Consider the following 11,836-nt stretch of genomic DNA (forward strand, 5'->3'; position numbering starts at 1 on the left):
TCTACAGCCTGCTGCAGGTGCGTTCGCCGGCTCCGCCGCTGGTGGCGCTGGTGGGGTTGCTCGGCATCCTGCTCGGCGAGCAGGTCATCCCGGTCGGCAAGCAATTGCTCGGCGGTTGCGCGTTCGCCTCGGCCTGCGACAAGGCGGGTTCGGTCGGCCATGTGCTGGGGCAACTACCGGGTCGGCATCGCCTCGACCAGGCCGCTGGCCCGTCGGAACAGGAAAAGGGTTGAGCGCTATATCATCGAGTAACAGCGCAGTAATCTGGTAGTTATCTTCGTCGGTTAGATTTCCCCGGAACGGCTCCCTCGGATTAATCTCTGGGGGAGCTTTCGTGCGTCGTTTTTCGCGTCGAGAGAAAAGTGTCACGAGATCATCAGGCGCATGGAATCAGGGGGAGTCATGACTGTTGCCATAGACAGAACAAAGGGCGACCAATCCACGCCAGGGAACATCATAAGGGGAGAAGGGTACGCCTTGATTCGCAACAGTGAGGCGACTCCCGATCCGGACAAGGTGATCCATATTCCTTGTGCCGATTCGTTTTCCGTCATCGTTCAGTTGCGCGACTTCAATTCCCATCGTCTCTGGAATGGAAACAAACTGGTTTTCGATGGCGGACATCCACGGAAAAGTATCTCCATCGCCTATCTTGGCGATGAAATAAAGTGCCAGCACCGGACAACTTACGACAATGTCCGCTTCATGTTGCCGCGCGCTTCGATAAAGGAGTTTCTCTACGAAGAAGGGCAACGCGCGTCCGCCGAGCCGGAGCGGATCATCGGTGTCGACGATCCGGTGGTCTATCACCTGGCGCTGGCGCTGCTGCACAGTTTCGCCAGGGCGGGGGAGCGCAACGAGCTGTTCATCGAACAGGTCATGCTGGCGCTGTTGACCCACGTCCAGGATCGCTTCGCTTCGACCCAGGTCCCGGCCTGCACCGGCAAGGGCCTGGCGCCCTGGCAATTGCGCAGGGCCAAGGAGCTGATCGCCGGGCATCTGGCCGAGGGCGTATCGGTGGCGCGCCTGGCCGAGGAGTGCGGGCTCTCGCGCAGCTATTTCACCAAGGCCTTCAAGTGCAGCACCGGTGTTTCGCCCCACGAATGGCTGATGCGCATGCGCGTCGACCGGGCCAAGGAGCTGATGCTGGGCAGCGACGAACCGCTTTCGCAGATCGGCGTCGCCTGCGGCTTTTCCGACCAGCCGCATTTCTCGCGGATCTTTCTCCGGCTGGCCGGCGCCTCGCCCTCGACCTGGCGTCGGGTCAAGCGGCAGCGCACCGACGCAGCGCTGTGAACCGCGACCGTGCGTGACGGACGGTACGGAAGCCGCCGGATGCTCGGCTAGAATGCCCTGGCTTCGGCGGTCGCCACCGGCCGCCCACTTCGCAACGGAACAGGGAATCGCAGATGAAAGCAGTACGCCAGGGTCGCGGCGTAACGGGGTTGCTCATGCTCCTGGCGCTGGCCGGGTGCAGTTCGCGGTCGGCGGAGCCGCCGCCGCCCAACCCCGACGAAGTACGGGCGAAGATCGTCCGCCTGATGCCGGCCACGGTGCGCGATCGCCAAGGGTGGGCCAGCGATATCTACGCGGCCTTTTCCACCCAGCAGGTCTACCCCAGCGACGAGAATCTCTGTGCGGTGCTGGCGGTGACCGAGCAGGAGTCCACCTACCAGGTCGACCCGCCGGTGGCCGGCCTGGGCAGGATCGCCACCCGCGAGGTCGAGCGCCGTGCCGGCAAGCTGCACGTGCCGGCGTTCCTGGTCAGCTCGGCGCTGAATATCAAGTCGCCCGATGGCCGCACCTACAGCCAGCGCCTGGCCGCGGCGCGCACGGAGAAGGAACTGAGCGAGACATTCGACGATTTCATCGCCATCGTGCCCATGGGCGGCAAGCTGTTCGGCGGCTTCAACCCGGTACACACCGGCGGGCCGATGCAGGTCAGCATCGCTTTCGCCGAGCAGCACGCGGACGGCTATCCCTATCCGCTGGACGGCAGCATCCGCCGCGAGGTGTTCAGCCGGCGCGGCGGCATGTATTTCGGCATCGCCCACCTGCTTGGCTATCCGGCGGACTACCCGGCGCCGCTGTACCGCTTCGCCGACTTCAACGCCGGCTGGTATGCCAGTCGCAACGCCGCGTTCCAGAATGCGGTGAGTCGCGTCTCGGGGATTCCGCTGGCGCTGGATGGCGATCTGATCCGCTACGGTACGCGCACGCCGGGCTCCACCGAACTGGCCGTGCGCAGCCTCGGCAAGCGCTTGGACATGAGCGACGCGGCGATCCGCCGGGCGCTGGAGCAGGGCGACAGCCCGGAGTTCGCCGACAGCGCGCTGTACCGCAAGGTCTTCGCCCTGGCCGAAAGCGCCACCGGCAAGACGCTGCCCCGCGCCGTGCTGCCGGGGATCGCCCTGGAGAGCCCGAAGATCACCCGCAAGCTGACCACCGCCTGGTTCGCCAAGCGCGTCGACGAACGCTACCAGCGCTGCATGGCGCGCGTGCGGAAACGCTGAGTCCATCGTCGCGCGGTCGCGCGGGTCGAACCTGGCGCCGCCGCGGGAGTCTGCCGTCCTGTCAGCCAAGCTCATGGAGAAGCAGCGTATGAAGACCCGATACAGCGCCGAGGCACCGGCGCGCGACGAACTGGACCGGCTCGCCGGTCCGACGCTGGTGGAGTTCGGTACCGACTGGTGCGGCCATTGCCAGGCCGCCCAGCCGCTGCTGGCGGAAGTATTCAGCGACTATCCGGAGGTCGGCCACCTGAAGGTCGAGGACGGTCCCGGGCGCCGCCTGGGGCGCTCGTTCCAGGTCAAGCTGTGGCCGACCTTCGTCTTTCTTCGCGACGGCCGGGAGGTGGCGCGGGTGGTCCGCCCCGGCAGCGCCAGCGTGCTGGAAGAAGCGTTCGAGAGCCTGGTCGGCGAGGGCTGAGGACCCGGCCCGCGGGCCGGGCGGCGTTCAGGCCGGCATCGCGTGATCCACCTGTTCGCGGATCTCCTGGTAGCGCAGTTCCATCAGCTTGCGCTGCTCGCGCCGGGCCAGGGCCTGGGCGTAGCGGCGTTTCTCGATCGCGGTCTCCGGTTCCAGTGGACGCACCGCCACCGGCCGGCGCTGGTCGTCCATCGCCACCATGGTGAAGAAGCAACTGTTGGTATGGCGCACGGTGCGCTCGTGGATGTTCTCGGTCATCACCTTCACCCCGACCTCCATCGAAGTGCGCCCGGTGTAGTTCACCGAGGCGAGGAAGGTCACCAGTTCGCCGACATGGATCGGCTCGCGGAAGATCACCTGATCCACCGACAGGGTCACCACGTAGCGTCCGGCGTAGCGCTTGGCGCAGGCGAAGGCCACTTCGTCGAGTAGCTTGAGCAGCGCGCCGCCGTGGACGTTGCCGGAGAAGTTCGCCTTGTCGGGGGTCATGAGCACGCTCATGGTCAGTTGGTAGCTGCCAGGTTCCATCGTTCACCTATCACGCAAGTTGGTCACGGGCCATTGCAGTGGGCCGGCGGCCGCTCTGCGGCGGCCTCTGGCGATAGGGTAGGGAGAAACGCCGGCGCGATTAGCACCGCAGTCGACAATGGTGTTTTCCGCGAAACGGGCTTGCGGCGCCGCTCCGTATGCGCCAAGGGCTAGTCGCGGGAGCCGCCGCGTCCTTCCCGGCTGGCATCCATCCAGCGCAGCACTTCTTCGCCGAACTCCGGTGGCGCGATACGCCCCACCCGGCGTACCAGGTCGAGGATGGTCTGCTGGGCCAGCGCTTCTTCCATGCGCTTCTGCGCGGTGAGCATCACCGCGTGGATCGAGCAGGTGTTGCGGGTCGCCCAGGAAGGCGGGTTGCCTTCGAAGATCGCGCAGCGCTCGCGGACCTCGCGGCATTCGAAGATCGATTTGTCGCCGTCGATGGCGCGGACCACGTCGAGCACGCTGATTTCGTTGGCCGGCCGTGCCAGGCGGAAGCCACCGCGCACGCCTTCGGTGGCAGCCACCAGGCCGGCCTTGGCCAGGCGGGTGAAGACCTTGGCCAGCAGTTCCGGCGGCACGCCCTGCAACTCGGCGAGGGTGCGTACGCTGGACTCGCGGCTGTCGCCTTTCTCGTCGGCGAGGAACAACAGGCAGTGGATGCCGTATTCGACGCCGGCGCTATAGAGAGCCATCACTAACTCCGACAGAAATATTCGCAATATTCTGCGCGGTTTTCAGGCCGCTCACAAGGACAGGTCGTTCGCTGTCTTCCGCCTCGAAGCGCTCTATCTCCGATCCTTTTCGTATGTTTTCGACGTCTTTTCCTCTCTTTCACGGCGAGGGGCGATTGCCTGTCGGAACGCTTTTCGGGGATTGATCTTCTTAACTACGACAAATATAGTCGTAGTTACGGAGAGGCTTTTCTCCGGATATCCCGTCCTTTCCCTCCAGGAGCCCCCAATGAAACAACGTATCCTGATCGTCGGTGCCGGATTCGCCGGCATGTGGAGCGCGCTGAGCGCAGTGCGCCAGCTCGACCGCCAGGGCCGCGACGACGTCGAGGTCGCGGTGCTCGCGCCGCAGCCCGAGCTGCGCATCCGCCCGCGTTTCTACGAGCCTGACGTGCAGCGCATGGCGGCGCCGCTGGGCGAATTGTTCGCCGCGGTCGGCGTGCGTTTCGTGCAGGGCAGCGCGCAGCGCATCGACGTGGCCGGCAAGCGAGTGGAGTACCGCGATGCCGAGGGCACGCTGGCGCAGCTGGACTACGACCGCCTGGTGCTGGCGGCCGGCAGCGGCGTGTGGCGTCCGGCGAGTGTCGCCGGCATCGATGCGGCCTTCGATGTCGACCAGTTGGAAGACGCCCTGCGCCTGGAGGCACACCTGCATGCCCTGCGCGACTTGCCGGATTCGCCGGCACGCAACACCGTGGTGGTCGCCGGCGGCGGCTTCACCGGCATCGAGACCGCCACCGAGATGCCGGCGCGCCTGCGGGCGATCCTCGGCGAGAAAGCGGCGCTGCGAGTGATCGTGGTCGACCGCGGCGCCGCCATCGGCGCATCGATGGGCGCGGACCTGAGCGGCTTGATCGCCGAGGCCTCGGCGGAACTGGGCGTGGAGTGGTGCCTGGGGCGTTCGGTGGCGGCGGTGGATGCCGAGGGCGTGACGCTCGACGACGGCCAGCGGATCGAGGCGAAGACCGTGGTCTGGACCGTGGGCGTGCGGGCCAGCACCCTGACCGGGCAGATTCCGGGCGAGCGCGATGCCCAGGGTCGCCTGCATGTCGACCGCAACCTCAAGGTGCTCGGTCTCGACGATGTCTACGCCACCGGCGACGTGGCCCGCGCGGCTACCGACGACCTCGGCAACCATGCCCTGATGACCTGCCAGCACGCCATCGCCCTGGGTCGCTCGGCCGGCAATAACGTGGCCGCCGACCTGCTCGGCGTCGAGCCGATTCCCTACAGCCAGGTGAAGTACGTGACCTGTCTCGACCTCGGCGGCTGGGGCGCGGTGTTCACCGAGGGCTGGGACCGCCAGGTACGGTTCGTGCGCGAGGAGGGCAAGAAGATCAAGACCGAGATCAATGGCGTGTGGATCTACCCGCCGGCGGCGGACCGCGCCGTGGCGCTGGCGGCGGCTGACCCGCTGATTCCGGTGGTGGCGTAGGGCGATTTTCCCTCACCCCAATCCTTTCCCGCAGGCGGGAGAGGATGCCGTGCAGCGTAGAGGGATGCAGCGGCGCGCGGATGCCTGGCCTCCGGTAGGGCGAATAACCGCGAAGCGGTTATCCGCCGTTGCGTCGGTCTTCCTTACAGCCCGACCTTCTCCCGCGGGCGGAAGAAAGGGACGGCGTAAAGGCCTCCTGGGAGCGTGCGCCTTCAGCGCTGGCGTTCCACCGCCGGACGGGCGAGCAGAAGGCGCAACGAGGCCCCCAGCGTTTCGCCATGACCCAGGCCGTCGAGCGGCTGGAAGTCCAGCGTGAGCCCGGCAACCCGGCGCAGGTCATCTACCAGCCGCGCCATCGCCTGGCCCGGCTCGGCTTTCAGCGAGCCGCGCGGGCTGGCCGGTTCGGCGCTGCCGCGCCAGAGCAGGAGTTCCGCGCGCTTTCCGCGCAGGCGCTGTTCGAGCCCCGCTCGCTCGCCGAGGATCGCCCCGTCGCGCCACCACAGCGACGGGCTGGCCGCGGCGTAGCGGGCGAACTCGCCGGGACGGGTGAACAGTGCGTGGAGCACCAGCAAGCCGCCGTAGGAGTGTCCCCAGAGGGTTTGCCGCGCAGTGTCCAGGGGCGCCTGCGCCGCCACGGCCGGGCGCATGCCGTCGCGCAGCAGGTCGAGGAAGGCGTCGGCGCCGCCGCTGGGCAGGCCGTTGAGCGGGTCGCGCTGATCGGCCTGGCCGGGACTCGCCGGGGTGTAGTCGAAGGTACGCCCGGCGCGGTCGATGCGCAGCGGCGTGCGGTAGCCGATGGCGACCAGCAGCGGTGCGTCGCCGTCGGCCAGGCGTCTCAGGGTGGACGCGTCGAGGGCGCCGACGGCGGCGTTGCCGTCGAGCATCCAGACCACCGGGTAGCCGGCGGCGGGCGGTGCCTGCAGCGGTCGGCCGAGCCACAGCCGGTAATGCCGCTGGCCATCGACGGAGTCCAGGTCCACGGCGCTGAAGCGATAGGGCAGGTCCTGGCGTTGCAGCAGGCTGCGGTCCATGGTCGCCTCGGGGTCCGGTTGCGCCAGCGGCGCGCCGCCGGGCAGGGCCGCCGCCAGGGCGAGGCCCAGGGCGGCGACGAGCAGGGAGGTTCTCATCAGGCTTTCTCGTTATGGCTCAGAACGACGCGGTCAGGCTGGTATAGAAGGTCCGTCCGGGCTCGTTGTAGGTCGCCGCGCCGGCCCCGTCGATGCCGACCACGCCCTGGGCATTGCCGGCGCGGAACAGGCGCTTGTCGAACAGGTTGTCGACGCCGGCGCCGAGGCTCAGGTTCTTGCTCAACCGATAGGTGCCGCCGAGGCCGGCGATGGCGTAGGGCGAGAGCTGGTCGTTGGCGCTGCCGGTGACACGGTCGCCGTGATAGTCGTATTTCTTCGGCTTCTGCTTGCCGTACCAGGTGACCGTGGCTTGCAGCGAGAGGTCGTCGGTGGCCTGCCAGTCGAGCATCGAGTTGAGGGTGTAGCGCGGCGTCACCGAGAGCACGTCGCCGGTTTCCTTGTTCTTCGATTGCAGCATGTAGGTGAAGTTGTTGCTCCACTTCAGGCCGTCGGCCAGGGGCAGGGTCAGGGTGCCTTCGAGGCCCTCGACCACCGCCTTGGGCACGTTCTCCCACTGGTAGATCGCCGCGTTGGCGTAGTCGCCCTTGCCGCCGCTGGCGTGGTCGATCGGTGACAGGCCGGATTCGATCTTGTTCTTGTAGTCGTTGCGGAAGTAGGTCAGCCCCGCTACCAGGCCGTTGTGGCTGTACTCGATGCCCAGTTCCTTGTTCACGCTGGTCTCGGCCTTGAGGCCGTCGTTGCCGCGCAGGTAGCAACTGGTGCTTTGCCCGTAGCAACCCTGGCCACGGCTGTAGAGCAGGTAGTCGGGGTTCAGCTGGTACAGGTTGGGGGCCTTGTAGGCGCGGGCGATACCGGCCTTCAGGGTGACCCGCTCGGTGAGCGCGTGGGACAGGTTCAGCGATGGGCTCCAGTTGTCGCCGACGATGTCGTGGTGGTCCCAGCGCAGGCCTGGGGTGAGCATGGTGCCGGGCATCAGCTCGATGTTGTCCTCGGCGAACAGCGAGAAAATCCGCGCCGAGGAACTGCTGCTGCGGTTCTTTCCGGCGAGACCGGGGATCGAGCCGCCTTCTTCGGTGTTCTGGGTGTTGGAGCTGGGGTCGTCGAGCTTCTGCTCGGTCCACTCGCTGCCGAGGGTCAGGGTCTGCTCGTAGCCCAGGTGCAGCGGCAGGTTGACCTCGCCGTGGGCGGTCAGGTCGCGCAGGGTGGCGGTGTAGAAGCCGGCGTTGTTGGGGTCGAAGATGCCTTCGGTGCCGCCGGCCAGGCCTTCGTTGATCCGGCTGTTGCGGGTCTTCTCGTACTGCAGGTAGGCCAGCGAGCTGCCGAAGTCCCATTCGCCGCGATGGGTGGCCGAGTAGGTCTCGCGGTACATGCGGTTGGTCTCGTGGCCGAGCATCTGCTTCACGTAGTTGTTGCTGTTGGTGTTCTGCGTGTCGCCGGTGTAGATGTTGCCCTGGCGGCTGAAGCCGGCCTCGAACTCGAGGGTCTGCTCGGGCGTCAGGCGCCAGCTGAGCAGCCCGTCGATGTCCTTGTTGCGCACGCCTTCGCGACCGGCGGGGAGGGTGCCGGCCTGCTTGCCGGTACGGTTGGATTCGTGGCCGGCGTTGATGTCCCAGTCGTCCGAGTCGGTCTTGGCGATGTTGCCGTAGACGCGGTAGCTGAGGTTTTCCGTGAGCGGCCCGTTGAGACCGAAGCTCATCCGTTCGCTGGCGCCTTCGGCCTTGTGCTGCGGGAAATTGCTGTAGACGCTGAGATTACCGTGGGTTTCCGCGCCGGCCTGCTTGGTGATGATGTTCACCACGCCGCCCGCCGCGCCGTTGCCGTAGCGCGCCGCCGCCGGGCCGCGGATCACTTCGATGCGCTCGACCTGGTCGGCCGGCACCCAGTTGGTGTCGCCGCGGCTGTCGCGCTCGCCGCGCCAGCCGTAGCGCACCGAGTTGCGCGAGCTGACCGGCTTGCCGTCGACCAGGATCAGGGTGTTCTCCGGGCCCATGCCGCGGATGTCGATCTGCCGGTTGTTGCCACGCTGGCCGCTGGAGCTGTTGCCGGTCAGGTTGACCCCCGGCATGGTCCGGATGATCTGCGACAGGTCGTTGCTCGGCGGTCGCTTGGCGATGTCCTCGGCGGTGATGATGGAAACCCCCGGCGCCTGCTTGGTTTCCTCCTGGGCGGTGGCGACCACGGTTTGCTCGCCCAGCTCGATGACGGAGCCGTCGCCCTGGCCGGCGGCGTGTACGGCGTTGGCGAGCAGGCAACTGGACAGCAGCAGGAAGGGAACGGCGGGAAGGGCGCGTGAGGACATCGGTGATCTCCGGGCAATGCAGCGAAATGCAAGAGATCACAAATGATATTGATTGTTATTTGAGAGTAAAGCGCATTAACTTTCTAAACACTTCGCCCTCAGGCGGCCGCCGGCAGCCACAGGTGCAGGCACAATCCGGGCTTGCCGTTGCTGGCCCAGAGCTGGCCGCCCTGTAGCTCGATGGCGCGCCGGGCGATCGCCAGGCCGAGGCCGAAACCTTCGCCGGCGCTATCGTCCAGGCGCTGGTAGGGGAGGAAGATGCGTTCCAACTGGTCTTCCGCCACGCCAGGGCCCTGGTCCTGCAGGCGCAGGTGCCAGAAGTCGCCCTCGCGCTCGCCGTCGAGGCTGACCGTGCCGTCCTCGGGCGAGTGACGGATGGCGTTGCGCAGGAGGTTTTCCATGGCCTGGGCCAGGCTGTCCAGGTGTACCTCGACGCGACAGTCGACGCCCAAGCGGCAGGGTAGCCGCGCCGGGTCCCAGCCGCTTTCGAAACAGGCGTCCTCGCGCAGCGCTTCCCACACCGACAGCGCCAGCACCGGCTCGGTGGGCAGTTGCGGGCGCTCGGTGTCCATCCAGGCGAGGTCGAGGGTGTCTTCCAGCAGTCGTTGCATGTCGCCGATTTCGCGATCCAGGCGCTGGCGCAACTGTTCCGGCGGTAGCTCGCTGTCGTGGGCGATGCGCAGGCGCGCCAGCGGCGTGCGCAGTTCGTGGGACAGGGTGCGCAGCAGCAGGCGCTGCTGGGCGAGACTCAGGCGCAGGCGCTCGGCCATGTGCTCCAGGGCCTGGGCCAGCTCGCCCAGTTCGTCGTGGCGGGCCGCCAGCGGTGCGGCGAGGGGAGTGCTTTCCAGTTCGTCGGCGCGCAGGGCGTCGGCGCGATCGCGCAAGCGGTTCAGCGGCACCACCAGGTGGCGATAGAGCAGCAGGCCGAGCAGGGCGGCCAGCAAGGTCGGGACTATGCCGTGGGTGACCAGGTGGGTCCAGGGGGTCAGTCCGCCGGGCAGCAGGCGCTCCGGTAACTGGATTACCAGCCGGCCCTGCTCGGGATGTCCGGGGAACTCGATGCTGACGTACGGCAGTTCGTCCTGCAGGCGCCGGCTCATCGGCCAGTCGAGCTTGCGCATGAAGGTCAGGTGGCTCGACTCCTCGGCGCTTAGCGGCGTGCTGCCGAGGCTTTCCAGGTGCGGTCCGACCAGCGCCACCCAGGTATCTTCCTTCGCCGACAGTTCCTTGCGGAAGCGTTCGGCGCCCGCGGCGCCCTCGCTGCGCCAGGCATCCTCCGCCTGCCGCGCGTAGTCCGCCAGGTAGCTGCGGTCGGCCGGGGCGAGGAAGTAGGTGCTGCGCTCCACCGACAGGCCCCAGGTGTAGATCAGCCAGGTCAGCAGCAGGCAGAAGCCGACCTGCAGCAGCGCCAGTTTCCATAACAGCGGGTGCCTGCGCATCAGGGGTGTTCCGTCTCCACCAGCAGGTAGCCCTGGCCGCGCACCGCCTGGATCTGTAGGTGACGGACGGCGACCACGGCGAGCTTGCGCCGCAGGTTGCAGACGTGCACGTCGAGACCGCGGTCGAGGCGCGTGTAGCTGCGGTGCAGCACGCTCCGGTAGAGGAACGGCTTGCTCAGCGCCTCGCCAGCGTGTTCGCGGAGCGTCGCCAGGAGGCGGTACTCGGATGGCGTCAGCCCCGCCGGAAGGCCCTGGTGGAGCACATCCTGGGCCTGGTCGTCGAACACCAGCCGGGTATCCCGCCGCTGCGCCGACGGCAGGCGGTCCAGTCGTACGCGGCGCAGCAGGGCGTCGGTGCGGGCATCCAGCTCGGCCAGGCTGAACGGCTTCGGCAGGTAGTCGTCGGCGCCGCGGGTGAAGCCGCTGATGCGATCCTGTTCGGCGCCCAGGGCCGACATCAGCATCACCGGCGTGGCCTGCTCGCGGCGCAGCGACTCCAGCAGGGCCAGGCCGTCGAGGCTGGGCAGCATGATGTCCAGCAACACCAGGTCGAACGCTTCGCGCCCGGCGGCTTCCAGCCCGTGCGAGCCATCGCCGCAGACGGTCACGCGGAAGCCGCGCCGGCGAAAATGCGCGTCGAGATCCTCGCGTAGGCGCGGGTCGTCTTCGACCAGCAGCAGGCGGGGAGATGGGATTGAAATATGAGAATGATTCACGTTCGTGAATATCTCATTTTTGCCGGGTATCGGGCAATGGGCCAGTGCGCCGCAGCGTGCTCGGAGCGGAAATACTTTTCGACAAAGCCGTCGTTGCTTCGGCTTTGGTTCTGGCTTAGGGTCGGCGGGTCCGCAGGAGGCGGGCAGGAGTGTCGTGGCTATTGGCCAGCCTTTCGCGACGGCACTGGGTTGTACGATCATCTGGCGCGCTGCTGGCGCGTTGTTCGGGCCGCCCGCCGCAGGTGACTATCAAGGAAGATTCCCCATGCTGTTCTCCCAACACACCCGCCTGGTACACGTGGACTCACCGCTGGGACCCGAGGTCCTGCAACTGCAACGGCTGGAGGGTCGCGAAGAGCTGGGCCGGCTGTTCAGCCACGAGCTCGAACTGGTCTCGAGCAATCCCGCCTTGCCTCTGGATGCCCTGTTGGGCAAGCCGATGAGCCTCGCGCTGGAACTCCCCGGCGGCAGCCGGCGGTATTTCCACGGCATCGTCGCGCGCTGTAGCCAGGGCGCCGGCGCCGGCCAGTTCGCCAGCTACCAGGTCACCCTGCGGCCCTGGCTGTGGCTGCTGACGCGCACCTCCGACTGCCGCATCTTCCAGAACCAGAAGGTCCCGGACATCATCAAGCAGGTGTTCCGCGACCTCGGCTTCTCCGACTTCGAGGA

Annotated in this window: 12 protein-coding genes; 6 read left to right on the top strand and 6 right to left on the bottom strand. The window is 67.2% G+C overall.

Annotated elements, in window-relative coordinates; all coding sequences use genetic code 11:
* From FFS27_RS19300 to FFS27_RS19315, 4 genes are all read left to right on the top strand, one after another.
* Positions 1-233, top strand: a 233-nt coding sequence (locus tag FFS27_RS19300; RefSeq protein ID WP_137952152.1) for a DUF1427 family protein, incomplete at its 5' end; no start/stop codon positions are given.
* A 169-nt stretch (positions 234-402) separates the two neighbouring features.
* Positions 403-1,296, top strand: coding sequence for a helix-turn-helix domain-containing protein (locus FFS27_RS19305; protein WP_137952154.1), 894 nt, complete (start codon positions 403-405; stop codon positions 1,294-1,296).
* A gap of 113 nt (positions 1,297-1,409) precedes the next feature.
* A complete protein-coding gene (locus FFS27_RS19310; RefSeq protein WP_023101187.1) occupies positions 1,410-2,513 on the top strand; it encodes a DUF1615 domain-containing protein in 1,104 nt (367 codons plus the stop codon).
* A gap of 88 nt (positions 2,514-2,601) precedes the next feature.
* Positions 2,602-2,928 (top strand): thioredoxin family protein, encoded by a 327-nt coding sequence (locus FFS27_RS19315; protein ID WP_003101499.1) that lies wholly within the window; start codon positions 2,602-2,604, stop codon positions 2,926-2,928.
* Positions 2,929-2,955: 27 nt separating this feature from the next.
* Here FFS27_RS19315 and FFS27_RS19320 read toward each other — a convergent pair whose 3' ends face one another.
* Both FFS27_RS19320 and FFS27_RS19325 read right to left on the bottom strand, forming a co-directional pair.
* Positions 2,956-3,456 (bottom strand): acyl-CoA thioesterase, encoded by a 501-nt coding sequence (locus FFS27_RS19320; RefSeq protein WP_003090555.1) that lies wholly within the window; start codon positions 3,454-3,456, stop codon positions 2,956-2,958.
* A gap of 170 nt (positions 3,457-3,626) precedes the next feature.
* Positions 3,627-4,151, bottom strand: coding sequence for an RrF2 family transcriptional regulator (locus tag FFS27_RS19325; protein WP_003090553.1), 525 nt, complete (start codon positions 4,149-4,151; stop codon positions 3,627-3,629).
* A gap of 268 nt (positions 4,152-4,419) precedes the next feature.
* Here FFS27_RS19325 and FFS27_RS19330 point away from each other — a divergent pair, with 268 nt between their 5' ends.
* Positions 4,420-5,625: an NAD(P)/FAD-dependent oxidoreductase gene (locus FFS27_RS19330; protein WP_003101497.1), complete on the top strand. Its 1,206-nt coding sequence runs from the start codon at positions 4,420-4,422 to the stop codon at positions 5,623-5,625.
* 212 nt (positions 5,626-5,837) lie between these two features.
* Here the strand turns inward: FFS27_RS19330 and pfeE are convergent, their stop codons facing one another.
* From pfeE to FFS27_RS19350, 4 genes are all read right to left on the bottom strand, one after another.
* Entirely contained in the window at positions 5,838-6,752 is a 915-nt protein-coding gene (pfeE, locus tag FFS27_RS19335; protein ID WP_003122580.1) for a ferric enterobactin esterase PfeE, read from the bottom strand.
* Between the two features lie 19 nt (positions 6,753-6,771).
* A complete protein-coding gene (gene pfeA, locus FFS27_RS19340; RefSeq protein WP_023101189.1) occupies positions 6,772-9,012 on the bottom strand; it encodes a siderophore enterobactin receptor PfeA in 2,241 nt (746 codons plus the stop codon).
* A gap of 98 nt (positions 9,013-9,110) precedes the next feature.
* Positions 9,111-10,451 carry a two-component system sensor histidine kinase PfeS gene (gene pfeS, locus FFS27_RS19345; protein ID WP_023101190.1) on the bottom strand — a complete coding sequence of 447 codons (1,341 nt, stop codon included), beginning with the start codon at positions 10,449-10,451 and terminating at the stop codon, positions 9,111-9,113.
* Positions 10,451-11,167, bottom strand: a complete 717-nt coding sequence (locus FFS27_RS19350; RefSeq protein WP_023101191.1) for a response regulator transcription factor — start codon at positions 11,165-11,167, stop codon at positions 10,451-10,453. The genes pfeS and FFS27_RS19350 overlap by 1 nt, the downstream gene beginning before the upstream one ends.
* Positions 11,168-11,432: 265 nt before the next feature.
* On the opposite strand from FFS27_RS19350, the gene vgrG reads away from it, so the two are divergent.
* The coding region (vgrG, locus tag FFS27_RS19355) for a type VI secretion system tip protein VgrG (RefSeq protein ID WP_171019207.1) at positions 11,433-11,836 on the top strand (404 nt) is incomplete at its 3' end.

The sequence above is a fragment of the Pseudomonas sp. 2VD genome (assembly GCF_005503585.1).
GTDB classification, from domain to species: Bacteria; Pseudomonadota; Gammaproteobacteria; order Pseudomonadales; family Pseudomonadaceae; genus Pseudomonas; species Pseudomonas aeruginosa.